The 26,492-nt window shown below is 63.0% G+C and carries 23 protein-coding genes; 11 read left to right on the forward strand and 12 right to left on the reverse strand.

The annotated features are described in order from the left end of the window. Window positions 1-282: 282 nt before the first annotated feature. Complete coding sequence (locus FJ967_RS33690) at window positions 283-1,080, reverse strand: DUF995 domain-containing protein (protein WP_246675232.1); 798 nt, start codon at window positions 1,078-1,080, stop codon at window positions 283-285. A gap of 32 nt (window positions 1,081-1,112) precedes the next feature. Between FJ967_RS33690 and FJ967_RS09445 the strand changes: the two genes are divergently transcribed. The 3 genes from FJ967_RS09445 to FJ967_RS09455 all read left to right on the forward strand — a co-directional run bounded on the left by FJ967_RS09445 (window position 1,113) and on the right by FJ967_RS09455 (window position 4,906). Beyond that, entirely contained in the window at window positions 1,113-2,741 is a 1,629-nt protein-coding gene (locus FJ967_RS09445; RefSeq protein WP_140731431.1) for a glycosyltransferase family 39 protein, read from the forward strand. 186 nt (window positions 2,742-2,927) lie between these two features. Beyond that, window positions 2,928-3,854 (forward strand): lysylphosphatidylglycerol synthase domain-containing protein, encoded by a 927-nt coding sequence (locus tag FJ967_RS09450; RefSeq protein WP_140731432.1) that lies wholly within the window; start codon window positions 2,928-2,930, stop codon window positions 3,852-3,854. Next, window positions 3,851-4,906 (forward strand): glycosyltransferase family 2 protein, encoded by a 1,056-nt coding sequence (locus FJ967_RS09455; protein ID WP_140731433.1) that lies wholly within the window; start codon window positions 3,851-3,853, stop codon window positions 4,904-4,906. Before FJ967_RS09450 ends, FJ967_RS09455 begins: the two co-directional genes overlap by 4 nt. A gap of 166 nt (window positions 4,907-5,072) precedes the next feature. Here the strand turns inward: FJ967_RS09455 and FJ967_RS09460 are convergent, their stop codons facing one another. Beyond that, window positions 5,073-5,381 carry a hypothetical protein gene (locus FJ967_RS09460; protein ID WP_246675233.1) on the reverse strand — a complete coding sequence of 103 codons (309 nt, stop codon included), beginning with the start codon at window positions 5,379-5,381 and terminating at the stop codon, window positions 5,073-5,075. A 363-nt stretch (window positions 5,382-5,744) separates the two neighbouring features. After that, a complete protein-coding gene (locus tag FJ967_RS09465) occupies window positions 5,745-7,625 on the reverse strand; it encodes a cellulose synthase catalytic subunit (protein WP_140731435.1) in 1,881 nt (626 codons plus the stop codon). Between the two features lie 605 nt (window positions 7,626-8,230). On the opposite strand from FJ967_RS09465, the gene FJ967_RS09470 reads away from it, so the two are divergent. Together FJ967_RS09470 and FJ967_RS09475 are read left to right on the forward strand one after the other, a co-directional pair. After that, window positions 8,231-9,151 carry a glycoside hydrolase family 26 protein gene (locus FJ967_RS09470; protein WP_140731436.1) on the forward strand — a complete coding sequence of 307 codons (921 nt, stop codon included), beginning with the start codon at window positions 8,231-8,233 and terminating at the stop codon, window positions 9,149-9,151. Window positions 9,152-9,278: 127 nt separating this feature from the next. Then, window positions 9,279-9,797, forward strand: coding sequence for a DUF995 domain-containing protein (locus FJ967_RS09475; protein ID WP_140731437.1), 519 nt, complete (start codon window positions 9,279-9,281; stop codon window positions 9,795-9,797). A gap of 28 nt (window positions 9,798-9,825) precedes the next feature. Here the strand turns inward: FJ967_RS09475 and FJ967_RS09480 are convergent, their stop codons facing one another. Together FJ967_RS09480 and FJ967_RS09485 are read right to left on the reverse strand one after the other, a co-directional pair. Next, complete coding sequence (locus FJ967_RS09480) at window positions 9,826-10,275, reverse strand: DNA polymerase III subunit chi (protein ID WP_140731438.1); 450 nt, start codon at window positions 10,273-10,275, stop codon at window positions 9,826-9,828. Window positions 10,276-10,284: 9 nt separating this feature from the next. Next, window positions 10,285-11,808 carry a leucyl aminopeptidase gene (locus FJ967_RS09485; RefSeq protein WP_140731490.1) on the reverse strand — a complete coding sequence of 508 codons (1,524 nt, stop codon included), beginning with the start codon at window positions 11,806-11,808 and terminating at the stop codon, window positions 10,285-10,287. 364 nt (window positions 11,809-12,172) lie between these two features. Between FJ967_RS09485 and lptF the strand changes: the two genes are divergently transcribed. The 6 genes from lptF to rsmA all read left to right on the forward strand — a co-directional run bounded on the left by lptF (window position 12,173) and on the right by rsmA (window position 19,782). Then, window positions 12,173-13,375 carry an LPS export ABC transporter permease LptF gene (gene lptF, locus FJ967_RS09490; protein WP_140731439.1) on the forward strand — a complete coding sequence of 401 codons (1,203 nt, stop codon included), beginning with the start codon at window positions 12,173-12,175 and terminating at the stop codon, window positions 13,373-13,375. Then, complete coding sequence (gene lptG, locus FJ967_RS09495; RefSeq protein ID WP_181175744.1) at window positions 13,372-14,457, forward strand: LPS export ABC transporter permease LptG; 1,086 nt, start codon at window positions 13,372-13,374, stop codon at window positions 14,455-14,457. Before lptF ends, lptG begins: the two co-directional genes overlap by 4 nt. Beyond that, a complete protein-coding gene (locus FJ967_RS09500; RefSeq protein ID WP_181175728.1) occupies window positions 14,457-16,895 on the forward strand; it encodes an LPS-assembly protein LptD in 2,439 nt (812 codons plus the stop codon). Before lptG ends, FJ967_RS09500 begins: the two co-directional genes overlap by 1 nt. 88 nt (window positions 16,896-16,983) lie before the next feature. Next, a complete protein-coding gene (locus FJ967_RS09505; RefSeq protein ID WP_181175730.1) occupies window positions 16,984-17,916 on the forward strand; it encodes a peptidylprolyl isomerase in 933 nt (310 codons plus the stop codon). 1 nt (window position 17,917) lies between these two features. Further along, entirely contained in the window at window positions 17,918-18,946 is a 1,029-nt protein-coding gene (gene pdxA / locus FJ967_RS09510; RefSeq protein WP_140731443.1) for a 4-hydroxythreonine-4-phosphate dehydrogenase PdxA, read from the forward strand. Beyond that, on the forward strand, window positions 18,943-19,782 hold the full coding sequence (gene rsmA, locus FJ967_RS09515) for a 16S rRNA (adenine(1518)-N(6)/adenine(1519)-N(6))-dimethyltransferase RsmA (RefSeq protein ID WP_140731444.1): 840 nt from the start codon (window positions 18,943-18,945) through the stop codon (window positions 19,780-19,782). Before pdxA ends, rsmA begins: the two co-directional genes overlap by 4 nt. Before the next feature lie 49 nt (window positions 19,783-19,831). On the opposite strand, the gene gmk is transcribed toward rsmA, so the two are convergent. The 7 genes from gmk to fabD form a co-directional block, all read right to left on the reverse strand. Further along, on the reverse strand, window positions 19,832-20,488 hold the full coding sequence (gmk, locus tag FJ967_RS09520; protein ID WP_027053294.1) for a guanylate kinase: 657 nt from the start codon (window positions 20,486-20,488) through the stop codon (window positions 19,832-19,834). Window positions 20,489-20,509: 21 nt separating this feature from the next. Beyond that, window positions 20,510-21,400, reverse strand: coding sequence for a YicC/YloC family endoribonuclease (locus tag FJ967_RS09525; RefSeq protein WP_140731445.1), 891 nt, complete (start codon window positions 21,398-21,400; stop codon window positions 20,510-20,512). Window positions 21,401-21,554: 154 nt separating this feature from the next. Beyond that, on the reverse strand, window positions 21,555-22,823 hold the full coding sequence (gene mltG / locus FJ967_RS09530; RefSeq protein WP_140731446.1) for an endolytic transglycosylase MltG: 1,269 nt from the start codon (window positions 22,821-22,823) through the stop codon (window positions 21,555-21,557). Window positions 22,824-22,925: 102 nt separating this feature from the next. Further along, on the reverse strand, window positions 22,926-24,188 hold the full coding sequence (gene fabF / locus FJ967_RS09535; RefSeq protein WP_140731447.1) for a beta-ketoacyl-ACP synthase II: 1,263 nt from the start codon (window positions 24,186-24,188) through the stop codon (window positions 22,926-22,928). Between the two features lie 34 nt (window positions 24,189-24,222). Next, complete coding sequence (locus tag FJ967_RS09540; RefSeq protein WP_006203723.1) at window positions 24,223-24,459, reverse strand: acyl carrier protein; 237 nt, start codon at window positions 24,457-24,459, stop codon at window positions 24,223-24,225. A 212-nt stretch (window positions 24,460-24,671) separates the two neighbouring features. Further along, complete coding sequence (gene fabG / locus FJ967_RS09545; protein ID WP_140731448.1) at window positions 24,672-25,409, reverse strand: 3-oxoacyl-[acyl-carrier-protein] reductase; 738 nt, start codon at window positions 25,407-25,409, stop codon at window positions 24,672-24,674. 56 nt (window positions 25,410-25,465) lie between these two features. After that, entirely contained in the window at window positions 25,466-26,407 is a 942-nt protein-coding gene (gene fabD, locus FJ967_RS09550) for an ACP S-malonyltransferase (RefSeq protein ID WP_140731449.1), read from the reverse strand. Window positions 26,408-26,492 lie beyond the last annotated feature (85 nt).

Below are 26,492 nucleotides of genomic sequence, written 5' to 3' on the forward strand. Positions count from 1 at the left end.
CCTCGCTGCCTTCACGCCTGTGAGTGACCACTCGCACATCAGATGTTAATATTAGACATCACTAATTATTAAATTTCATAAAACCCGTATGGTGGACCCATCGCCTCGTTGCTCTGTCCGGTAGAATTGAATTCGATCAAACGGCGACGGCGCGCCAGACGCAGCAGCCAGGACCGATTGACGATTTATAATAAGCGATTCGCCGGCTTCTTGACAGCGCCGGCCGTGCGCCCTTGCGCCCGCACAAACGGTCGGGCGGCGCCCCGGCGCAGCCGCGATCGCCTAATTCTTGGAATCGATCAGCTTGCTGCTTTCTTCGAACTGCGCGGCCTTTGTGTCACCCGGTTCGAATTTCCGGTATTCGTCGGCAGGATCCTCGGGAGATCGTTTGAAGCTGTACCACTCGCCGTCCGGATCCTTGCGCTGCTCGATGTTGCCGCCCTTGATGCGGTGGCTATAGCAGGTGCGGTTCTGTTGGCCGGTATAGGCCTTGGACCGCCAGGCAAGATCCATGCACATCTTGCCGTCCCTGGTCGCTATCCACTTGCCTTGGCCGACAGAGGCAGCCCCCTCACGCGACGTCCAGGCCCGCAGCGACCGGCCGTTCTTGCCAAAATAGGCTGCCCCGTCCTTCCATATCCATGTCCGGTCGGCATAGAGGATCGACACTTCATAAGCCGTTGGAACACTCGCAGCATCGGCCTTCGCGCCGTTGTCCTTGGCAGCGGCGGCTTGCGCGACGCCCGAGAAAGCCATCTGGCCGCAAACCACGAGAACCATCAACGGCACGCGATTTGCCGACCAGCAATGCTGCTGCGTATGCGGATGGTCGAAACCAAGTCGCTGCAATGGGGTCGGCGCGGTCGGCGAAATTGGCGTTCGCATGTTATTTGCCCCCGGGGCAACGCTATCAGCGCGTTGATAGCCACGCCAACTATTAACTGCCGCACGAAAGGCGATGTCAACCTTGGCGAAGCTGATCGAATACAACAATTCGAGACTTGCGCGCGGACCGCGGTCGCCAAAATTAAGAATTGCGCTGTATACTCCTTTGCCTCTGACAATCGCGGGCCAAAGCAAGAGCGGCAGACGTCAGGGGGGACGCAGCTCAAATGATTGATGCCAGGGACGCCAGTCAGGCAGAAGGTCAGCGGCACCCGAAGCGGTGGTTCTATCGGAACACCGTCGCACGCCACTCCATGAGCCCCAACACGGCGATCTTGCTAGGCATTCTCGTCATCGCGGCCCTGTTCAGGTTCCATGGCATCACCATGCCGCTGGTCGACGCCTTCAGTTGGCGCGAGACGAGCACGGCGATGATGGCCGACAATTTCCAGCAACGCAACTGGAACATCTTCTTTCCGGAGGTCAGCTGGACCGGACCGGGGCCTAGCTATCAGGGCCGCGAGTTCCAGATCGTGAGCTATCTGACGGCCCTGCTCTACCAAGTCTTCGGCTGGCACGACTGGTTTGGCCGCATGGTTGCCGCCTTGTTTGGCCTGGTGACGGTGTTTTCGCTGCACAGGCTGACGGCTCTCTGCTGGGATGAGACGCACGCCCATGCCGCGGCACTTGGCTATGCGCTGATGCCGGCGGCGATCATGATCGACAGTTCGTTTCTTCCCGACCCCGCCATGCTGGCCCTGGTGACAACAGGCGTCTGGCTTTTCGCGAAATACTGGGCCGGCGGCAGCGGCTGGCTGTTGCCGCTTGCCACGGCCAGTTTCTCGCTCGGCGCGCTGGCAAAACCGCCAGGCCTCGCCGCCGGCGCCGTCATCTTCTACCTGATGGCCTGCTGGATCGTTCAGAGGAAACGCAAGCAAGCGACCAGGGTCTTCCTGTCAGGGCTGTTGAGCCTGGCCGTCATCGCCGCCTATTTCAGCTGGGCGATCTATCTCGGCCGCAGCTACCCGCCCTATCACGTGGCGGGTAGCGGCTATATCTGGGATTCCGGTTTCTGGACATTCTTCAAGGAGAGCTTCTACTTCAAATCGGTCTGGAACACCTCGGTCTGGTGGTTCTACGGCTATCCTTTCATGGCGCTGATCGCGTTGGGTTTCTGGATGCCGCCACGCCCCGCCGAAGAGGCGAAGCAACGCGCGCTTTCGGCCGTTCCCTATGTTTGGCTGGTGGCGGCCATTGCCGTCTATCTGGCGGCGGCGCGCGAGATCACCAGCAATCCCTGGAACTACCACGTCTTCCATGTACCGTTTGCGATGTTCTGCGGCCGCGGGGCGCTTGTCCTGGTAACGCTTGCGCTGGGCAATTTTTCGTGGCCGGCGGTCGTGCTGCGCTCGGTCTGCATCGCCGCCGTCACGCTCGTGTGGTCGACATTCCCGCTGGTCAAGACAATGAAGACGCCTGTTGCAATCAAAGGCAAGTTGCTCGGCGAGGAGTTGGCGCGGCTGGCGCAACCCGGTGACCTCGTCGTCGCCATAGCGCCCGAGGTCGGCGACCCGGTCGCGGTCTATTACAGCAGGACGCGCGGCTGGGTGTTCCCACCGGGCGGTGGCGATGTCGAATGGTCGAAATTCGTCGCGGACGACGAGACGGCGATCGCGCAACTCGAGGACTTGCGCGATCAAGGTGCGGACCTGTTCGGTGCGGCAAAAAACGCCGCCGACAAGCAGGACCGCCTGTTCGTCGAGCATCATGACGGGGTCATCGACTATCTGGACAAGACCGGAACCAAGCTTGTGGATTCGGATGATCTGCTGGTCTATAGGATCACCCGCCCATGAGAACGGCGACGGTCCGGGCTGCAGGCCCCTGACGGATCGGTCCCGACGGTTCGGCGGCTCCCCATTTGATCGAGGAAAGCCGCCGGGCGGCGGAAAAGGCGACCCGATCCCGATGATGTTATGATGGTCGGGTACCAAGCGTTTGCCGCCACCCAAACGCGGCGGTGAGAACCTGCGGAGAATTGGTTGAAAAAAATCATCTCGATAGTCGCGACGCTGGCGCTGCTGGCCTGGCTCGCCAGCGACTCGCGCTGGCGCACGGTCGGCGACGCGTTCGACCGCATCACGCCCGGGATGCTGGCCGTGGCGACGATCGCGTTTTTCGTCACCTACGTCTTGCGGACGCTGCGTGTCTGTGACGAGTTCCGGGACGACGTGCGTGGCCGTTTCGGCGCTTGCCTGCGCGTCATCCTGATCCACAACGCCATGATCAACGTCGTGCCGTTCCGCGGCGGCGAGACCGCCTTTCCCTTGCTCCTGCGCCAGGTCTTCGGCGTGCCGATCGTGCGCGCCAGCGCTTCGCTGCTGTGGTTCAGGCTGCAGGACGCCTTTGTCGTCGGCGTGCTGGCCCTGGCGGTCTGGCCCGGCCTGCACCTTGCCGTCAGGGTGGCGGGCGTGGCCGCCCTCATCACCGTGGCCTGGTACCTGCCGCGCTGGGCGCGCGCGCCGCATGACTGGGCCGGGCGCGGCAAGATCGTGGCCAAGCTTGGCCTGCTTCGCGACATCTTCACCGAGGCGACCGGCCGCTCGCGCTATGGCTGGTGGTGGACGATCGCCAATTGGTCGCTGAAACTCGCCGTGCAAGGATGGCTGCTGGCGCTGATGCTGGGGACATCCTTCACCACCGCCTTTCCAGGCGTCGTCGGAGCCGAAGGCGCCGCAATATTGCCGGTGCAAGGCGTTGCCGGCTTCGGCACCTACGAAGCGGCCGCCGCGGCGGCGCTGCTCACCTCCGGGATCACGATGAAGAGCGGCTTGCAGGCGGCACTGGCTTTGCACCTCTTCATCCTGTGCTCGGCCGTCGCCACGGGTGCGATCGCCTGGCTGTTTCCCTCGACATCGACGCTGCCGGAGAACCCGGCCGTGAGACCCGCAAGGAAACCATCGCTATGAACGTATTGCCTATCCCTGCTTCGGGACTGCCCGACGGCGCGGTGATGCCGGACCATACGCTGTCCATCGTGGTGCCGATGTACAACGAGGCTGAAAACGTCGAACCATTGCTGGCACGCATTCACCAGGCCATGGAACATTACGGCCAGCCATGGGAGGTCGTGCTGGTCGACGATGGCAGCACCGACGCGACGGTGAGCGAGATCAGGCGCCTGTCGGCCCAATACGGCCCGCATGTTCATGCCGTCGAGCTGGTGCGCAACTACAAGCAAACCGCCGCCATGCAGGCCGGAATAGACGCCGCACGCGGCAGCGTCATCGCCACGATCGACGGCGATTTGCAGAACGACCCCTTCGACATCCCGCGCATGGTCTATCGTCTTTTGAGCGAAGATCTCGACCTGGTGGTCGGCTGGCGAAAGGATCGCCAGGAAGGGCTGTTGATGCGCAGACTCCCCTCGCGCATCGCCAACGCCTTGATCGCGAGTGTCACCGGCGTGCGCCTCAAGGATTATGGCTGCAGCCTCAAGGTCTATCGCGGCAACGTCATCCGCAGCGTCAAGCTCTATGGCGAGATGCACCGCTTCATCCCGGCCTGGCTGGCCACGGTAACGACCCCAAGGCGCATCGCACAGGAGGTGGTGACGCATCATGCCCGCATTCATGGCCAGTCCAAATACGGCATTTCGCGCACCTTCAGGGTCGTGCTCGATCTGGTGTTCATGTATTTCTTCATGCGCTACCGCACCCGGCCGGGGCATTTCTTCGGCGGCATCGGCATCGTGCTCGGCACGCTGGGTTCGCTGATCCTTGCCTATTTGCTTTGCCTGAAGCTGTTTTTCGCAGAAGCCATCGGCACGCGCCCGATGCTGTTCACCGGCTTCTTCCTGCTCATTGCCGGGGTTCAGATGGTGACGTCGGGTGTGCTGGCGGAAATGCTGGCACGCGTCTATCACGAGGCAAACGGATCATCGGCCTATGTCGCAAGGCCGCGGCAGGCGCCGGCCGACAAGGGCAGCGATGGCTGGCACCGCTCCGGCCCTTTGTCGTAGCCTTGTCGATGGAAGGAATGACAGGATTCGTCGACTGATATCACGAGGAATGGCCGCCAAAGGGCAAGAGGAAAGGCGCAACGCCCGCGCCATCCTCTTGCCCTCGGCTCGCGCCCCCGCGACGACCTGAGCAGGCGGCAGTCGATCAGACCACCGCCTTGACCGGCTAGTAACGCGAACGGCAGCTGGCGCGTTGGCCGAAGCCGCTCGGACCACATATCCAGGGAGAATGACCAAGGAGCGGTCCAGCATTGCCCGGCCTGAAGGACACCTTGACCGGCGCCGATCCGCCGACCCTCTGCGGCCGCACGAAAGCTGCATAGGCCTCCTCCGTCGTCCGCGTCACGCTTGTCATCTGCGTCAGCCGTTTGCGCTCGATCAGGTGCAGCCGCCTGTTCTTGACGTAGTGCACCTTCTTGCCGAGCATATGAACCACGGGCTTGGTGCCGATCGAGCCGGTCCTGGTCGTATCCACGCCCTGGCAACCGGACACTATCGAGATCAATGCAACAGCGGCGAAAGCGCAAGCACATTTCGCGCCGATCCTTGCGCCGTTTTCGAAATATGTCTTCATCGACGTCCCCTGCAACAAAACACAAGTCGCTGGAGCGCGGAGATATATTATCGGTTGTTCATTTTTCCGCGCCGCGCCAGCAGCCTCTCGCTGCTTGCATCACGCTTTTATATTAGCTGTTACTTATTAAGAATCGCGCAAACAACATGCTGAACGCGGTCTGTCGGCGTTCGATCGAATATTGTTAAAATTGGATCTTTCAGGGATTGCCTCCGCGCGCGGTCGCGCGGGCCACGAATGTCCGGCGCAAACCTGCTGTGCGCCTCAGCGCGGCGTTTCCCACCCCGGATCGAAGTAGAAGTTGCGGGCGCCTATGTTGCCTTGGCCGGCGCCGGAAATCACATAGGCGATGCGCACGATACGCAATCCTCCGGCGCCCTGCTGCAGCCCGTAGACGCCTTCCATGCCGCGACCGTAGAAGCCAACGGCCGGCACGGCGAGCGCCAGTACGGCAAGCGAGGCATGAAAGGCCATCCCGGTGGCATTGGCGCGCAACGGAATCGTGTTCTCGATGATGTGCCTCAGGACGATGACAACCACCAAAAGCCCGTAAAGGAGGGCGTTGAACGCCGCAAACCAGAAGAAGCCAGTGGCGTCGAACGGATGTTCGACCAGCAGCACGGGCAGCGCCGCGCCGATTGCCAGCGCCACATAGGGGACGAAGGCACGAGCCGGCAGCAGGCTTTTGGGGCCGCTGCCCTTGGGGGTGACACGGAAATCGACGAATGACCTGGTCATATAATCGCGCAACGACGATAGCGTGCCAGCCAGCACCCAGGGCCAGCGCGCGAAGAAAAGAAACAGCGTGCCCTCCCAGCTTATCGTCTTGGCCGTCAATGGTCGTGAGAGGCCGAATGCCTTCAGCATCATGACCAGGCCGACCAGGGCGGCGGCGTTGGGCAGATAATGCAGAAGAAAGTCGGCATACATCACGTTGGCGAAGTTGCGCCCGGTGAAGAGCGCGTAGGCCGGCATGAGGTACATCAGCAGCGCAAAGATGGCGAACAGCGGATACCAGAGCTGGCAGAACAGGAACTGGAACTTCAGTCTTGTCGGCAGCTTGGGAAAATATGTGGGCGAATATTCCAGCAAGATCGTCACCAGGCTGCGCGACCACTGGAATTCCTGGGTAACGAGATCGGCGAAGGTCTGCGGACCGTCGCCATGCGCGATGGCGTCGACCGCATGCACGCCGCGCCAGCCGGCGGCATTGATCAGCATCGAGGTGGAGTGGTCCTCGGCCAACTCCGGCCCGAGACCGCCGGCCTGCTTCAGCGCCCTGGTCCGAACGGCATAGTGCGAGCCGATACACAGCGGTGCGCCGCCGCCGGTATGCCCGGACTGCAGCGGGCCATGGAACATCCCCTCCGGAAACAGCCGGCCCCGCGCCGACCAGCTTTCGGCGGCATTGTTGTCGCATATGCTCGGCGCCGAGACATAACCGACCGCCGGATCGGCGAAGGGATAGAGGATTTCCCTGAGATAGCTCGGCGTCGGTCTGTGATCGGCGTCCATCTGGGCGACGAAATCGTACCGCTCATAGCCGTAGTGGTCGTAAAAGAACGCCAGGTTGCCTTCCTTGCACCGGGTGCGGCGCGGCCACGTCTTGCGGTGATAATCTTCCCTTCCGCGCCGCGTCGAAATCAGCACGCCATGGGCGTCGCACCAGCGAGCCGTCTCCTCGGACGGGTCCTCGTCGGCGAGCCAGGTGTCATGCGGATAGTCCTGCGCAAGCATCGCTTCCAAGGTGCGCGCAACCACGGCGAAGGGTTCGGATGGCGCCTTGGTCACCACCATGGCGACCCGCGAGCGCTTCGGGATACTGCGAAGCTTGGACGGTTTCTTCGATGCGTGCACGTTGAGCAGGAAGTACATCGGCATCAAGGTCAGCCAAGCCAGTACGAGCGTCGCAAGGGCGTACGGCCCGAAATATCCGACATGCTGAGGCCGCAGCCACCAAACCCAGAAAAAGCCGAGGGTGAGGAACCAGAAAGCCAGGCCGATGCGCAGGATCCATTGCCGGACGGGCGGCAGTATCGGCACCAGGAACGGCGTGTGCTCCCCGGCGCTGGCGCGAGTTGCCCCATGACGCCGTCCCGGCCTGGTCTTGCCGCTGATGGTCCCTGTGTCCGCGGAAACACTCATACAACGACCGCCGCCACTTCCAACGTCAGCCGAGCGACGGCTGATACGCTTTCAACCCGGCGCCAGAATCCCGCCATACTCCATTAGTGTCAACTAAATTAATGATCCCTTAACTAATCTTTTTGAGACCTGGTTAACCTAACGCCTTTGAAGCGCGGCAGGACTTCAGCGAAAACCGGGCGGCCTGGACCGGTGTGGGAGCGGCGAAACGGATATTTGCGTCCTGGAAATCCGCGGCGGGATCCAAGTCGACCCGAGGTTCGCCAGGCCGAAAACCGTTAACCATGTTGCGGCTGCCATGGTTAAGCAACCGTAAATTGCGCTTGACTCTTGGGCCCGACCGGCTGTTAAATTAGCTAGGGATTATATACGGGATGTTGACGCGAATTTGTGAGTATCGCGGCGAATCTCTCCTAGCCCTCAATGGTGCCATGAGAGATGGTTCTCGGTGGTCGGCGCGAAGTTTCGCGCGCCACCAATCGCTCCGAAATCCCACGAATTCCGCTAGCTGAGCCGATCGGTTTTGGACAGTCGCATCGATCCTGCATCGATGCGTCCGGGCGAAGCTTTAACCTCTGCGGAAGTCGAAGCCATGGGAGACTGACATGAAACACCCTGCAGCAAATGCACTTGCAATCGCGCTGATTTTGGGCGGCGTCGCATCGCCGACGGCCGCGGGCGCCGGCTCCACAGCTGGGACGGATCCTGTCCAGACCAGCAGCGCCGCCTCGGCGTTCGGATCGTATGATCCCTACGGGGATTTCAGCGCCGACAAGACCGCCAGCATCGAGGAGCTTTTCCTGCCCTGGGAGGATGTCGATCTGGGCACCCTCCCCCTGGCCGACGCCTACGCCCTGCAGCGCAATCGCTCGCTGTTGATCACGATCGAGCCTTGGACCTGGTCGAAGGACTGGCGCATCACCCCGCCCGAATTGCGCGACGGCATATTGAGCGGCAAATACGACGCCAACATGCAGGCGATCTGCGCCCTGGTGGGCCAGATGAAGAGTCCGGTGACCATCCGCTGGGCGCAGGAAATGGAGGACAAGAACGGTCGTTTCACCTGGGCCAACTGGGCTCCAAAGGACTGGATCGCGGCGTACAAGCGCGAGGTCGATGTCTGTCGCAAGGTCGCGCCGGCCGCCAAGTACATGTGGTCGCCCAAGGGCGAAGAAGGCCTCGAGGCATATTATCCCGGGGACGACTATGTCGACGTCATCGGACTCTCGGTGTTCGGCCTGCAGAAAAAGGACAATGATGAGACCGGAGCCGACCGGACGTTCGCCCAGGCGCTCAAACCCGGCTATGACCGCGTGGCGTCCTTCAACAAGCCTGTGATCGTGGCCGAGCTCGGCTATGTCGGAAAGCAGGACTATGTCTCGAAGTGGCAGGATGACTCCCGCAAGTCCTATGCGGAGTTTCCGGCGCTGACATCGGTCGTCTACTTCAATCAGAAGGAAGTGTGGCCTTGGCTGGGCGGCTATGGTCTGCCCGACTGGAGGGTGACGCAGCACGTCCTGCCGTAGGATACATCGCCGATCCGCCCCGGCACGCTCGGGACGGATCTCTAATCTACCGTTGATCGTGATCCATTCCGGGCCGTCGGTCCGGAAAGATGGTGAGACGTTGCGTAATTAGTCTGTGGAGAGTTCCGTGAAACACGTGCTGGTCAATTGGGTCGGAGCGGCATTCGGCTGCTGCGTTCTCGTTCTCACCTTCCAGGTCCCCGCAATGGCCAAGACCGGGACGAAGCTGGCCGAGCAGGCGCAAAAGGCGGCCGTTGTTCCCGACGAAAGCATCTACCAGATCTATCAAAACCATTCGTGGCTCTGGGGCAGGAACGGCGCCGGGTTCTTTGCGGTCAAACAGCGGGAGTTCGACGCCTGGACCTCGGACAAAGGCCTCCAGGGCTATGGCGAGGGCATATGGTTCATCCCCGGCGGCGGCAAGCTGTGCTATCGCGCCCAATGGCATGGTTCCTGGGGTGTGAAGGGCTCCATGACCTGCTTCGAGCACCGCCAGGCAGGCAAGGTGATCTACAAGCGCAAGGCACCGGACGGCGAGTGGTATATATTCAGAAGTTCGCACCGCAACCGCGGCGACGAGATCACGAAACTGAAGTACGGCGACTACGTCACCCGCAAACAGAAGCGCATCAAGGCAAGGCAGTAGGGTCTGCCGGCGGCGACGGGCCGCCGGGCTAAGCCTTGCGCTCCCAGCGGCGGTCCGCGGTCTGCTGCCAGTAGGTCAAGGCGTGGCCCGCCTCCTTCATCGTCTTCCAATGCGCCCGGGCCATTTCGACCTGGGCTGCGTCGTGGCCGTCGAACAGGAACACCGCGCGCTCATAGCCGCCGAGGTCTGGTGGCGCCGCGCCGTCGACCAGGAACCTGATCCTGGCTTCGTTGGGATTGCCGTCACCCGTGGTCAACAGGATTGGCTGTTCACCGGGATAGGCTTCGCGATCGGTCGCGTGCGCCAGGAAGGAATCGTCGCGGAAGGTCCACAGATGCTGGTCGAGCGCGTCGCGCCGCTCCTCGGTGCCGGTCTGCACCACGGCGCGCCAGCCGCGATCGACGCTGCGCTCGAGCAGGCCCGGCAAGGCATCCTCCAGCGTCGATTCGGTCAGATGGTAGAACAGCACATCGGCCATGGATCGTCGTCAGCTCTCGTAGTGATCGCGCACCAGCCGGTCCAGCAGCCGAACGCCGAAACCCGAACCCCAGGACTGGTTGATCTCGTTCAAGGGCGACCCCATCGCCGTACCGGCAATGTCGAGATGCGCCCAGGGCGTGTCCTTGACGAAGCGCTGCAGGAACTGCGCGGCGATGATGGCGCCGCCGTAGCGGCCACCGATGTTCTTCATGTCGGCGTTCTTGGAATCGATCAGCTTGTCGTATTCGGCGCCGAGCGGCATGCGCCACAGCCGTTCCTGCGTCGACTGCCCGGCCGCGGTCAGCCTTTGCGCCAGTTCGTCATCGTTGGAGAAGAGGCCGGCATGATGCAGGCCGAGCGCGACCATGATGGCGCCGGTCAGGGTCGCCAGATTGACCATGAATTTCGGCTGGAAACGGTCGTTGCAGTACCATAGCGCATCGGCCAGAACGAGGCGCCCCTCCGCGTCGGTGTTGAGCACCTCGATGGTCTGTCCCGACATCGAGGTGACGATGTCGCCGGGGCGCTGGGCGTGACCGTCGACCGCGTTCTCGACGAGCCCGATGATGCCGACGACATTGGCCCTGGCCTTGCGCGCGGCGAGCGCATGCATCAACCCGGTCACGGCGGCGGCGCCGCCCATGTCGCCCTTCATGTCCTCCATGCCCGAGGCCGGCTTCATCGAATTGCCGCCGGTGTCGAAGGTGACGCCCTTGCCGACGAAGGCGACCGGGCGGTCCTTGGGCTTGCCGCCGTTCCATTGCATGACCGCCATGCGGGCGCCTCGGGGCGAGCCTTGCGCGACGCCGAGCAGTGACCCCATGCCGAGCTTCTTCATCTCCTTCTCGGTCAGGATCTCGACCTGAACGCCGAGCGCCTCGAGCTGCTTGGCGCGAGCGGCGAATTCGACCGGTCCGAGCACGTTCGCCGGTTCGTTGACGAGGTCTCGCGCCAGAATCACACCGTCGATCACCGCCTCGGCGTCGACGAAGGCTTTCTTGGCGCCTGCCGGGTCGGCGGTATGGATGGTCACCTTGACCGGCTTTTTCGGATCGGCCTTGCCGTTACCCTGGCCGTCGTCCTTGTCCTTCCTGGTCTTGTACTTGTCGAAGGAATAGCTGCGCAAAAGAATCCCCGCGGCCAGGCTCGCGGCATCCTTGCCGTCGGGCGAGGCGCCGGCAAGGTCGAGCACCACGGTCACGTCGGTCGCCTTGCGCAGCGATGCGGCAATCGTGCCGCCGAGCTTCAGCCAGGCATATTCGTCGAGCCCCGAGACCTTGCCGGCGCCGATCGCGACCAACCTGTCGAGCGACGTTGCTTCGGGCGCGAGGATTTCGACGATGCCGGCGAACTTGCCGGTAAACTCGGCGACCGGGAAAGCCCGATCCAGCGTCTTGCCCGGATCGTAGGCCCTGGCCGCATCGCTCAAACCACCGTCATCCGCCGACAGCACGAAGACGGTGCCCTTCCTGTTCGCCGCCGTCTGGGGCGCGGCGAATTTTGCAAAGGCGATCGACGGTCTGGGGTTCATCATGTCCTGCTTTCGGGGATTGCGCGATCGTGCGCGAAGCGGTTTGAAGCGATCCGCGACATTTGGTCGTTTTCCGGCATTTGGCAAGACTTTGCCAAAATGGCTACCCATATGAGACCCTGAATCGATGGCGATTCGTCGCGGAACGGCCCCGCTTCATGCCGCAACCTGTTGTTAACCATCGATGTTTTCCCTTTCTTATCCATTGCCGCCGACACTCCGGCCCATTGCGGCACGCGGCGTGGGACGGGAACCGGATCGCTTGCCTTATGCAGCCCAACGGAGCCAGTTGTGTGGGCGTCGCCGGACGGCTACCCTTGGCGTGGTGGCATGATGCCGTTCGAGAAGATCGAGTAAAGCCTTTATGAAGGTCGTTGAACGCTACATCATGCGCCGCGCTTTCGTGGTCTTCATGGCGGCGCTGGTCTGGACGCTGGCCATCGTCTGGACGACGCAAGTGCTGGCCAAGATCGACCTGGTCACCGACAGCGGTCAGTCGGCTTTGACCTTCTTCGAGGTCGCGTCGCTTATTCTCCCCTCGATCATTCCGATCGTCGTGCCGTTCGCGCTGGTGGTGGCGGTTGCCCAGACACTGAGCGTCATGAATTCGGATTCGGAACTCGCGGTGGTCAACGCGTCCGGTGCCTCGCGCTGGACCATCGTGCGGCCGATCATGCTGCTGGCGCTGGCGGCCAGCGTTTTTTCGTTCGCCGTGGACAATGGCATCGACCCCTACGCGCGACAGAAGAACCGCGCGCTGGTGGCGGAGTCGCGCGCCGACCTTTTGTCGCTGATCATCCAGGAAGGCACGTTCCGGAAGATCGAGGACGGGCTGTTCCTGCAGATCGGCGAGCGGCTTCCCGACAACAGGCTGGGTGGCATCTTCGTCGCCGATTCGCGGGAGGAAGGCGTCAATCTGGTCTATTATGCCAAGACCGGCAGCATCATCGAACGCGGCGGTGAAAAAGTCCTGATGATGAATGACGGCGTCATCCACCGCAAAACGCTGACCGGCGACCTCAGTGTCATCCGCTTCACGTCCTATGCGTTCGACATGTCGGCCTTCATGGCCGCGGCTTCGGAGGTGACGCTGCTGCCCAAGGACCAGACCACCCAGTACCTGCTCAATCCAAGCCCGAACGACAAGAACTATCAGCAAAATCCCCAGGAATACCGCGCCGAGGTCGACCAGCGGTTCTCGGAATGGACCTATTCCATGGTTTTCGCGCTGATCGCGCTGGCGGTAGCGGGCGACGCCCGTTCGCATCGCGAGGCGCGCGTCAATCCGCTGATCACGGCCATCGGCATATCGCTGTTCGTGCGCTGGCTCGGCTTCTTCGCCGCAAGCAAGGCCGATGAGGTCCCGCAATATGCCTATATGGTCTATGGCGTGCCCATCGTGGCTTCCGTGGTGGCGATCTGGTTCATCGTTTCCAACCGAACCATGGAAATGCCGGTGGCCTGGGCGGACTGGATGACCAATCTGGCCGGCCGCGTCGGCGGTGGCTGGAACAGCCTCAAGCTGCGGCTTTTCCGGCGCGACACTTCAGGGCAAGGGGTCGGCTGATGGGCTGGACGCTGGGCCGCTACTTCTTCTTCCGCTACGTGACGATCACGATCTGGTTCTTCATCGGCCTGTTGGCACTGGTGTTCCTGATCGATTTCACGGAACTGTCCGGCCGCACCACCGGCCTGCCCGGCTTCACCTATGGAACCGCGATGGCCATTTCAGGCCTTCGCATGCCGATGATCATGCTGCAGACCGTGCCGTTCGTCGGCCTGTTCTCGGCGATGGCGACGCTGGTTTCGCTCAACCGGCGCTACGAGCTGGTCATCGCGCGGTCCGCCGGCGTTTCGGCCTGGCAGTTCCTTTTGCCCTGTTGCATCGGCGCGCTTTTGTTCGGCATCGTGTCGGTCGGGATCATCAACCCGCTCGCCGCGCACGCCTTCTCCTGGTCCGAGCAGATCGAGACCCAGCTGCGCTCCGGCAAATCCAACACGGTTTCGGCCGATGCGGCTCCCTGGATCCGCCAGAAAACCAGCTCCGGCGACACGATCATCGGTGCGCGAGCCATCCTCAACCAGGGCCTGGAGATGGCCGATGCCGTCTTTTTCATCCTGGACCCGCAAGGCAATATCGCCGAACGCAAGGATGCCGCGCGCGCCTACCTGCGCGACGGCTATTGGGAATTGCAGGATGTGAAGGCCTTCAGGAACGGCACCATCCAGTCGCTGGCGAACGATCGCGTGCCGACCAATCTGAAGCCGGAATTCGTGCAGGAGCGGCTGGCGCGCCCCGAGACGATTCCGTTCTATGACCTACCGGGAAAAATCGAGGTTGCCCGTTCCTTCGGCCTCAAGGCAAATGCCTTTGCCATGCAGTTTGATTCGCTGGTGGCGTTGCCGTTCCTGCTCGTCGCCATGACGCTGATTGCGGCAACAGTTTCAATGCGATTTGCGAGGATGGGACAATCGGCAACGATGATTCTGGGTGGCGTCGTTGCCGGGTTTCTGCTTTATGTCGTTTCGGTGCTGGTGAAGGCATTCGGCGTGGCGGGGTTTGTGCCGACTGCTATAGCCGCCTGGGTGCCGGTCGTGGTAGCTATGTTCTTCGGGGTGACTTTCCTGCTATACAAGGAAGACGGCTAGTGAGGGAGGCGTTTTTGCCCAGCAGCAGGCAGGCCCATTTGGCGCGCCTTTATGCGGCGAGCGCCTTGGCGTGCCTGCTCGCATACGCCGTGCCGTTGCCGGCGTTCGCGCAGGATGTCGGCAAGATGGCGACCTCGGTTCCGTCCGGCTCGCAGATGCTGCTGGCCGCCGACACGCTGGAGTACAACAACGACAACCAGACCGTGACCGCCATCGGCGGCGTGCAGATCGACTATGGCGGCAACCGCCTCGTCGCCCAGAAGGTCGTCTACAACCGCAACACCAAGCGGATGGTCGCCAGCGGCAATGTCGAGATCGTCAACAACGACGGCACCAAGATCAATTCGCAGCACATCGACATCACCGATGATTTCGCCGACGGTTTCGTCAACGCGCTGCGCGTTGAAACCGTCGACAAGGCCTATTTCGCCGCCGAAAGCGCCGAACGTATGGGCGGCGTGCTGACCACCTTCCACAATGGCGTCTACACTGCCTGCGAACCGTGCGAGGACAAGCCCGACAAGGCACCGACATGGCGCGTCAAGGCGAGGAAGATAATCTGGAACGGTGAGAAGAAGACGGTTCGCTTCGAGAACGCGAATTTCGAATTCTTTGGCTTTCCGCTGGCCTACCTGCCGGCGTTCGAGATCGCCGACCCGACGGTGAAGCGCAAGAGCGGCTTCCTGATCCCCAGCATCAACTACAATAGTCATCTCGGGTACAGCGTCAAAATTCCCTATTATTTCGCGCTTTCGCCGACATATGACCTGACGGTGACGGGAAGCGGCTACACCAAGCAGGGCTTCCTCGGTGAGGCCGAATGGCGCCAGCGCTTCAACAATGGCGAATACACGTTGAAGATCGCCGGCATTCAGCAACAGAATCCCGACGCCTTCATCGACACCACCGCGTTCCCCTCCACCGCGGGTCACAACGTCAATTCGGGTGCGGCCGGCGATCCGAACAAGTTCCGCGGCATGATGGGCACGCAGGGGCAGTTCGCCATCAACGAACGCTGGAATTTCGGCTGGGACGTGCTGCTCCAGACCGACAAGAATTTCTCGAATACCTACAACATCGACAAGTACAATGGATACGTTCACCAGTCGTCGGTCTATTTGACCGGTCTCAATGATCGTAACTATTTCGACGTGCGGGCGATGCATTTCGAAGTCCAGGAAGACACGCCGAACGGAAATCCCGCGGCGCGAAGCGGTCAGCAGCCCTGGGTCCTGCCCTCGCTCGACTATGCCTATATTCCCGACACGTCGGTCGCCGGCGGGCAATTGTCGTTCAACGTCAATACCCGTGTCATCCGCCGCGAAGATTTGGATGAGGCTTTCAATACCCCCTATGACGCCAGCACTCCCGTGCAGCGCGTGCGCGGCATCGAAGGCGAGTCCAGCCGACTCACCGCCGAAGCCGAATGGAAGCGGAGCTTCGTCACCGACGACGGGCTGGTGCTGACGCCATTATTGGCGCTGCAGGGCGACGTCGACTATGTCAGGGCCTCATCCGCCTCGCTCTCCGCAATCAACCAGATGGCGACAAATCTCGGCCAGCAGGACGACATGCGTTCGTCCTTTGCCCGCTACATGGCGACCGCCGGGCTCGAGATGAGCTGGCCGATGCTGTTCTCGCTAGCCAGCGGGTCGAGCCATGTCGTCGAGCCGATGGCGCAAGTGTTCCTGCGCCCGAACGAGCAGTATGTCGGCGGCCTGTCGATCCCGAACGAAGACGCGCAGAGCATGGTTTTCGACGCGACCACGCTGTTCGAACGCGACAAGTTCTCCGGCTATGACCGCATCGAAGGCGGTTCGCGTGCCAATGTCGGACTGCGCTATTCCGGCTCCTACATCAACGGCTGGGGCACAAATGCGATCTTCGGCCAGTCCTACCAGATTGGCGGCGAGAACTCCTTCGCAGCGCCAGACCTAGTCAATGTCGGCGCCTATTCGGGCCTGGAGACCACCAAGTCCGACTATGTCGGCCTGTTCGGCATCACCAGCCCGAATGGGTTCGCTGCCTCGGTCAGCGGGCGTTTCGACGAACAGAGCTTCGAGGTCCGCCGCGCCGAGCTGAAAGCCGCCTATTCCGGCCTGCCGGTGTCGTTGAGCGCCAAGTACGCCTTCATCCAGGCTCAGCCGCTCTACGGGTTCACGACCGACCGCCACGAGGTCACGCTCGGCGCATCGACGCATCTCGCCGAGAACTGGCGCGTGTTCGGGACAGGAACCTACGATTTGCAGGAGGGCCTGCTGGTCAAGGACGGGGTGGGCTTCGCCTACAACGATTCCTGCTTCACCTATCTGATGACGTACGCGCAGTCGCGTGACCTGAACACCAGGGAAGTGACGCAGAGCATCGGATTCAACCTCTCGTTCCGCACCCTCGGCGACTTCGGTTCGTCGAGTAACGGGGTCGACACCATCCAATAAGCGGCGACATCGTTTCGCCGCATAGGGCTGGCACGGATTCGCGCATCCGGAAGGGGACGGAATTGGGCGGAACCGGGATAGAATTGGGATGCCAACGATGAGGAAGTACCTCTTTTCAGCAGGGTTCGCGCTGCTTGTGGCGGCAACATCCGTATCGATGACCGTCATGACGCCGCCGGCTTTCGCCAGCGAGATCAAATACGTCGTCAACAACATACCGATCACGTCAGGTGATATCGCCCATCGCGCCGCCTTCCTGAAGCTGCAGCGCAAGAAGGGCGACGCCGCACAAGAGATGATCGACCAGACGCTGCGCCTCGCAGAGGCCAGGCGGCTCGGTATTCGCATCAGCGATGCCCAGGTTGACGCCGCCTACCAGCGCTTTGCCACGAGCAACAAGATGCAGCTCAGCCAGCTCGACGGCGTGATGGAAAAATCCGGCGTAAGCAGGGACCATTTCAAGGAATTCATCCGCGCCCAGATGGCGTGGAACCAGGCCTTGAGCGCGCGCTACCGTTCCGGCGAAGGCGGCAGTGTGACCGAACAGGACGCGGTGCGGCGCATGCTCGACAAGGGCGGGGCCAAGCCGAGCGCCACCGAATACATGCTGCAGCAGGTCATCTTCGTCGTGCCGAAAGCCGAACGCGGCGCCACGCTGGCCAAACGCAAGCGCGAGGCCGACGCCATGCGCGCCCGCTTCAACGGCTGCGCCACGACGCGCGAGTTCGCCAAGGGCCTGATCGACGTGACCGTTCGCGACCTCGGCCGGGTCCTGGCGCCGCAACTGCCGCCGGACTGGGCCGAGCAGATCAAGGCGACCAAGGTCGGTGGCGCCACCGTCACGCGCGAAACAGACCGTGGCGTCGAATTCATCGGCATCTGCTCGTCGCGCGAAGTATCCGACGACAAGACCGCCCAGATGGTGTTCCAGAGCGAAGGCTCCAGCGACAAGGCCGCCGACGATCTCAGCAAGAAATATGTCGACGAGCTGAAGGCGAAAGCCAAGATCGTCAAGCGCTGACGTGAAGAACGCGGTGACTGCGCTGGCGCTCAGCGTCGGCGACCCGTCCGGTATAGGCCCCGAAATCGCCATTGCCGCCTTTCTGGCGCGGCAGGCCGTTGGCTTGCCCGCCTTCTATCTGCTGGCCGATCCGGCCTTGATCGCCGCGCGTGCGCGCCACCTCGGCGTTTCGCTACCGGTCGAGGAAGTGGAACCGGCGCAGGCGATGGCGGTCTTTGGCCGCGCCTTGCCGATCGTTCCCCTGGCGGCGCGCTCGATCGACAGCCCTGGCCGGCCAGAGCCGGCCAATGCGGCCGGGACCGTCGAAGCGATCGACCGCGCCGTGGCCGCCTGCCTCGCCGGCGAGGCTGTTGCCGTGGTGACGTGCCCGATCGCCAAGAAACCGCTCTACGATGCCGGCTTCCGCTTTCCCGGCCATACCGAATATCTGGCGCATCTGGCGGCGCGGCATAGCGGCGTCGAAGCGATGCCGGTGATGATGCTGGCAGGCCCGGACTTGCGCACGGTTCCCGTTACCATCCACATCGCTCTGGCCGAGGTGCCAAAGGCCCTGACCGCGGAGCTGATCGTCGCGACCGGGCGCATCACCGCGGCCGACCTTGTCCGCCGCTTCGGCATCGCCGCACCGCGGCTGGCCATTGCCGGCCTCAATCCGCATGCCGGCGAAGGCGGCTCCATGGGCACCGAGGACGAGCGTATCGTAAGCCCAGCGGTCGACATCCTGCGAGCTGAAGGAATCGATGCGGTCGGCCCCTTACCCGCCGACACATTGTTCCATGCCCGGGCGCGGGCAGGCTATGACGCCGCGCTTTGCATGTATCACGATCAGGCATTGATCCCGGCCAAGGCGCTGGCCTTTGACGAGGCGGTCAACGTCACGCTGGGCCTGCCCTTCATCCGCACCTCGCCCGACCATGGCACCGCCTTCGACATCGCCGGCAAGGGCGTGGCACGGCCAGACAGCCTGATCGCGGCGCTGAAGCTTGCCAGGAGCTTGGCCGACATCGACGCAAAGGCTGTCGCCGCATGAGTATCGACGGGCTGCCGCCGCTGCGCGATGTCATCGAGCGCCATGGGCTGCAGGCGAAAAAAGCGCTCGGCCAGAACTTCCTGCTCGACCTCAATTTGACCGGCAAGATCGCACGCAGCGCCGGTGACCTGACGGATGCGACGGTGGTGGAGGTCGGGCCAGGGCCTGGAGGACTGACCAGGGCGCTGCTTTTCAACGGCGCCCGCCGCGTCGTTGCCATCGAGCGTGACGAACGCTGCCTGTCGGCCTTGGCTGAAGTTTCCGCCCATTATCCCGGCCGGCTGGAGGTGATTTCGGGCGACGCGCTGAAGACTGACTTCGCCTCCCTTGCATCGGCGGCTGCCGGGGACAGTGGCCAGGTCCGGATCGTGGCCAACCTGCCTTACAACATCGGCACGGAATTGCTGGTCCGGTGGCTGACGGTGGCGGACTGGCCGCCCTTTTATGCCTCGATGACGCTGATGTTCCAGCGCGAGGTCGCCCAGCGCATCGTCGCGGCACCCGACAGCGATGCCTATGGCAGGCTGGCTGTGCTCGCCGGCTGGCGCACGCAGGCCAGGATCGCGTTCGACGTCCCGCCCCAGGCCTTCACGCCACCGCCCAAGGTCACCTCCTCGGTGGTGCATCTGGAGCCGCGCGCGACACCCCTGCCCGCCGATGTGAGAAAACTGGGCCGGGTCACGGAAGCCGCCTTCGGCCAACGCCGGAAGATGCTGCGGCAGAGCGTAAAAAGCCTTGGCGGCGAGGCCCTGCTGGAGCGCGCCGGCATCGATCCGACGCGGCGCGCCGAAACGCTCAGTGTCGAGGAATTTGTCAGAATGACGAACGCGGTATGAAGCACCGCTTTTTCCTTCTCCCCTTGTGGGGGAAGGAAAAAGAGAGGCCTCACACCGTTTTCTCGTCCAGCAAACCCGAGACGAAATCGAAGAGACCAGGCCGCCGGTCACGCCGCAACCGTTCGGCGACAACGATGCCGCGCACCTCGGCGAAGGCGCGGTCCAGATCATCGTTGACGATGACGAAGTCATATTCCTTCCAGTGCTCGATCTCGTTGCGGGCGTTCTTCAGCCGCGTCTCGATCACCGCTTCCTGGTCCTCGGCGCGACGCTTGAGCCGTGCCTTCAATTCCTTCATCGACGGCGGCAGGATGAAGATCGAGACGATGTCGGCGCGCATCTTCTCCTTGAGCTGCTGGGCGCCTTGCCAGTCGATGTCGAACAGCATGTCACGCCCTTGCGCCAGCGCCAGTTCGGCGGGTTCGCGAGGCGTCGCGTAGCAGTTGCCGTGCACCTCGGCCCATTCGAGCAGCGCATCGGAATCGCGCAGCCTTTCGAATTCGCGCATCGTGCGGAAATGGTAGTGAACGCCCTCGATTTCCGAGCCGCGTCGTGGCCTGGTTGTAACCGAGACCGACAGTTCGAGGCTGGAATCACTTTCCAGAAGATTGCGCGCAATGGTCGACTTGCCGGCGCCCGACGGCGACGACAGGACGAGCATCAACCCGCGGCGGCGGATGCGAGACCCCAAATCCCTGGGAACCATCGGTTCCTTGGCAACCATCGGCTACTCCAGATTCTGGACCTGTTCACGAAACTGGTCGACCACGGCCTTCAGCTCCAGCCCGATCGCTGTGACGGCCGCGGCGTTCGACTTGGAGCACAGCGTATTCGATTCGCGGTTAAATTCCTGTGCCAGAAAATCGAGCTTGCGGCCGACCGCGCCGCCGCCTTCGAGCAAGGCCCGGCCCGACGCCACATGCGTTTTCAGCCGGTCGATCTCTTCGCGGATGTCGGCCTTGGTGGCAAGGAACGCCGCCTCCATGTGCAGCCGGCTCGCATCCAGATTGGCGGATGCGTCCATGAGCAGCCTGACCTGCTCGGCGATGCGCTCGCGGATCGCCGTCGCATCGCGTGACGGATCCGCTTCCGCGCGCAGCGTCAGCGTCTCGATGGTGTCGACATGGCCGGATAAAAGCAGGGCGAGTGCCGCACCTTCACCTTGCCGGGCCTGCTCCAGCCCGTTCAGCGCCACGTCGAGGGCAGCCATGATGGCGGTGTCGAGCGCGGCCCTCGCCTCTTCGGTTTCGACGGTTTCTGGGATGTCGAGCACGCCACGCAGCGACAGCAATCCGTCAGCCGTGGCGGGCGCGGCGCCGAACTGCTCCTGCAGCCGCTTGGCCAGGCCGGCGAGGTCTTTCAGAAACGCCTCGTTGACCACGGGCTGCGCCTGAGCGCCGGCGGCACGACCGACGGTCAGCGTCGCCTGGAAATTGCCTCGGGCGAAACGCTTCTGCAGCGTTTGCCTGACCACGGGCTCCAGCCGCTCGAATCCCTGAGGCAGTCGCAGCCGCACTTCGACGCTCTTGCCGTTGACGGATTTGACTTCCCAGGCGATCGAGGTGCCGTCATGCTCGGCGACGGCGCGCGCGAAACCGGTCATGCTCTGCAAATTCATGTCTTGCGTACATCCCTGGCGCCTCGCCCGAACCCGGTTTTCCGGAAGGGCGAGCGCGGCTTAAAACGACCACGCCGCGAATGCGTCGAAATTGGACGCCTGGCGCTCTTTCAAATGTCAGGCCGCCGCCTTTCAGGCAACGCCTTTCTTGACTTTACTGGGCCGCGCCCGCGTCACCGCCGGCATCGCCATTATCGCTACCGGTGCCGTCGCCGTCACTGTCGTCGGCAGGCTTGTCGGCAGCTGGCTTGTCGGTGGTGCCACCAGCGGCAGCGGCGGCCTTGGCCGCGTCATCGGCCTGCTTCTTCTGCAGGGCGCGATAGCGGGCGACATTCTCATTGTGCTCGTCCAGCGTGGCGGCAAAGACGTGACCGCCCGTGCCGTCGGCAACGAAATAGAGATCGTCGGTCTTCGACGGATTGGCCACCGCCTCGAGGGCCGCGCGGCCCGGATTGGCGATAGGCGTCGGCGGCAGGCCGCTGATCACATAGGTATTGTAAGGCGTCTGCTTCTGGATGTCGGACTGGTAGATCGGCCGGTCGGCCGGCTTGCCCTTGCCGCCGAACAGACCATAGATGATGGTCGGATCGGACTGCAGGCGCATTCCCTTGGCCAAGCGGTTCAGGAAGACGGCGGCCACGCGTGAGCGCTCATCGCCCTTGCCGGTTTCCTTCTCGACGATCGAGGCCAGGGTGACGAAGTCATCGACGCTGGCCAGAGGCAGGTCCGGCGCCCGCCGCTGCCACACTTCATCGACCAGTTTCTTCTGGTCGGCGAGCAGCTTGTCGACCATCTGCTGACGCGTCGCGCCACGCGTAAAGCGCAGCGTGTCGGTGGCAAGGCTGCCTTCGGGCGGTGTCTTCGCCGGCATGTCGCCGCTCAGCGCCGGTTCGCCGGCGATGCGCTGGAGGGCCTGCTCGACCGTCAGCCCTTCCGGGATGGTCAGCGAATACATCACCGACTTGCCGCTCTTCAGGAGTTCCATGATGTCGCGCATGGAGGCCTTGGGCTTGATCTCGTATTCGCCGGCCTTGAGCGCGGAATCATTGCCGAAGGCACGCACGCCGAGCCGGAAGACACGGGCATCGCTGATCAGGCCCCTGCGCTCGAGCTGGTCGGCGATATCCTGGACGCCGGTGTTGGCCTTGACCAGGAAGGTGTCGCCATTGGCGGAGGGACCGGGTTCGGTGAATTCCTGCTTGCCGAAATAGAGGGCGACGCCCGCCGCCAGAACCATCAGCATCACCGAGGAGATGACGAAGTTCATGAACACGACGATCTGGCTGCGCGAAGCGCGCGACCGTTTCGGCGGCGGCGTTCCGGCCTCCGGCCGCAGCGCCTCGCTGGCTGTCTTCGGCACGATCGGCCCGGCATTGGCCGTTCTCTGCCCGAATTCTCCGTTGCCCGCCGGATTTGTGTTCATCTCGCCCTACCGTTCGATCTCTCAACGAATCCCCCGCGGCAGAGTAGGGGCGAATATGGCAAAATTGACGACAGGCCAAAGCATCGCCCGGCAGCCGGACGGTCAGCCATCATACCGCTGGAAGACGAGCGAAGCGTTGGTACCGCCGAAGCCGAAGGAGTTGGACAATGCCACGTCGATCTGGCGGGCGCGTGGCTTGTTCGGCACCAGATCGATCGCGGTTTCGCGCTCGGGATTGTCGAGGTTGATGGTCGCCGGTGCGATGTTGTCACGGATGGCGAGGATCGAAAAGATCGCTTCGGCCGCACCCGCGGCTCCCAGCAGATGGCCGATAGACGACTTGGTCGACGACATCGAAATCCTGGACGCCGCATTGCCGACCAGCCGCTCGACGGCGCCGAGTTCGATCGTGTCGGCCATAGTCGAGGTGCCATGCGCATTGATGTAGTCGACATCGGCCGGCGCAAGTTTTGCCCGCTTCAGCGCCGCCGTCATGCAACGGAAGGCACCGTCGCCATCTTCGGCCGGCGCGGTGATGTGATAGGCGTCGCCGGTCAGGCCGTACCCGGTCACCTCGGCATAGATCTTGGCGCCGCGTGCCTTGGCATGCTCGAGTTCCTCCAGCACGAGGACACCGGCGCCCTCGCCCATGACAAAGCCGTCGCGGTCGCGGTCATAGGGCCGCGAGGCCGTTTGCGGCGCATCGTTGCGCTCGGTCGACAGCGCCCGGCATGCGGCGAAGCCGGCCAGCGATAGTCGGGTCACGGGTGATTCCGCACCTCCGGCCAGCATCACGTCGGCGTCGCCGAAGATGATCAGCCTGGCGGCATCGCCGATGGCGTGCGCGCCGGTCGAACAGGCCGTGACCACGGCATGGTTGGGGCCCTTCAACCCGTGCCGGATCGAAACCTGGCCCGACACGAGGTTGATGATGTTTCCGGGAATGAAGAACGGGCTGATGCGGCGTGGGCCGCGCTCCTTGAGGATGATCGCGTTCTCGGCGATGCCCTCGAGGCCGCCAATACCGGAACCGATCAGCACACCGGTGGCGCAACGTTCCTCTTCGGTCGAAGGCTGCCAGCCGGAATCCTTCAGCGCTTCATCGGCGGCCGCGATCCCGTACAGGATGAAGTCGCCGATCTTGCGAAGTTCCTTGGGCTCGAGAATAGCTTCGGGATTGAGCGTGCCGTTGGAACCGTCGCCACGCGGAATGACGTGGGCGATCTTGCAAGCAAGATCGCCCACCTCGAACTCGGTGACGCGCCTGGCGGCGCTGCGGCCGGTCAGCAGTTCCTTCCAGCCGTGCTCGAAGCCCATGCCGAACGGTGAAACCAGGCCAAGGCCTGTGACGACGACACGCCTCATCGCAGGTCCTCCCCGGTAGTGACTGCGGAAAGCGTCAGGCGGAAGCCTTGTCGATGTACTTCACGGCATCGCCGACGGTCAGGATGGTCTCGGCCGCGTCATCGGGAATCTCGACGCCGAACTCTTCTTCGAACGCCATGACGAGTTCAACCGTGTCGAGGCTGTCAGCGCCCAGATCATCGATGAAGCTCGCCTGCTCCGTCACTTTGTCGGCATCGACGCCAAGGTGCTCGATGACGATCTTCTTGACGCGCTCTGCGGTGTCACTCATTTGGGGCATCCTCGTCTTTTGTTTGTCTGTCTTCGTTAGCGGGCGGAATGCCGCTAATCAAGCTGAAAGATGGTCCTGTCGGAAACGCAACGACTGCGGACCGGTTTTTGCCCGAACCGCCGGGTTGCGGGCCGCATTACACGAAAAATAGCCGAGGTCCAAGCCGAAATGGTCGGTTTTCACAGCGCGGCGATGTTGCCGGCGGACCTCGCTCAGATCATCGCCATACCGCCATTCACGTGAATGGTCTGCCCGGTCACGTAGGCGGCCTCGTTCGAAGCCAGATAAGCAACGGCGGACGCCACTTCGGCGCTGGTGCCCATGCGCTTGGTGGGGATCGCCGCCATGATCGCCTCCTTCTGCTTGTCGTTGAGCTTGTCGGTCATCGCCGATTCGATGAAGCCCGGGGCGACGCAGTTGACGGTGATGTTGCGGGTCGCGATCTCCTGCGCCAGCGATTTGGAAAAGCCGATCATGCCGGCCTTGGAGGCACAGTAGTTGGCCTGGCCCGGATTGCCGGTCACGCCGACCACCGAAGTGATGTTGATGATGCGGCCATGACGGCGGCGCATCATCGGATGGGTCAGTTCGCGGGTCAGCCGGAAAACGGCGGTGAGGTTGACCTCCAGCACCGTATCCCAGTCCGCGTCCGACATGCGCACGAACAGGCCATCCTTGGTGATGCCGGCATTGTTGACCAGGATGTCGACGCCCTCGAGATCGGCCTCGGCCTTCTGGCCGAGCGCCTTGACTTCGTCACGGTTCGACAAGTTGGCCGGGAACAGCTTGACCCGGTCGCCCAGTTCGGAGGCCAGCGTCTCCAGTTTCTCGACGCGCGTGCCGTGCAGGCCGACGATCGCGCCCTGCGCGTGCAGCACCCTGGCGATCGCCTCGCCGATGCCCCCCGATGCGCCGGTGACAAGCGCCTTGCGGCCAGTCAGTTCGAACATTTTTGTCTCCAGGTTGAGAAGAGGGCACCCCCATAGGGATGGTATCAAATGGCGCTTTATGCAAGCGCCGCCAATGCCGCCTCGACCTCGGCCGAGGAACCCACCGAGGCGGTGGCGATGTCGCGGTTGATGCGGCGAGCCAGCCCGGACAGCACCTTGCCGGCACCGATCTCGTAGAGCGTGGTGACGCCGTTGGCGCCGAACCATTCCACCGTCTCGCGCCAGCGCACCCGGCCGGTCACCTGTTCGACCAGACGCCGCGCGATCTCGTCGGGATCGGTCGACGGCTGCACCGAGACGTTGGACACGACAGGAACGACCGGCGCGGTCTTCGTCACCCCGGCAAGCGCCTCGCGCATGACATTGGCCGCGGGTGCCATCAGCGCCGAATGGAACGGCGCCGACACTTGCAGCATCAGCGCCCGCTTGGCGCCTTTTTCCGTGCACAGTTTCGCAGCCAGTTCAACCGCCGCCTTCGCACCCGATATGACCAGCTGGCCGCCGCCATTGTCGTTGGCGATCTGGCAGACCGAAGCCTTGGCCGCCTCGGCACAAGCGGCTTCGACATCGGGCTGCTCCAATCCGATGATCGCGGCCATGGCGCCCTCGCCGGCCGGCACCGCGGCCTGCATGGCGTTGCCGCGAATGCGCAATAGCCGCGCCGCGTCGGCAACCGAAATGAAGCCGGAGGCGGCGAGCGCCGAATATTCGCCCAGCGAATGGCCGGCGACATAGGCGACCTTGCCCTTCAGCGACAGACCGCGCGCTTCCAGCGCCCTGACCGCCGCCAGCGACACCGCCATGAGGGCGGGCTGCGCGTTAGCCGTCAGCGTCAAGGTCTCTTCCGGACCCTCCCAGATCAGCTTCGAGAGGTTTTCGCCGAGCGCGTCATCCACTTCCTGGAAAACCCTGCGCGCCTGCGGGAAGCTGTCGGCAAGATCCTTGCCCATGCCGACAGCCTGGCTTCCTTGTCCTGGAAAGGTGAATGCGACGGCCATGCGCGGGCTCCCGGAGTGGTTCTGCTTACCTGATACTGCGAATTTTCCCTGCCTGTGACGCAAGGCGGGCCGCCAAGTCAAGCCA

This window comes from Mesorhizobium sp. B2-3-4 (assembly GCF_006442315.1).
GTDB lineage: Bacteria > Pseudomonadota > Alphaproteobacteria > Rhizobiales > Rhizobiaceae > Mesorhizobium.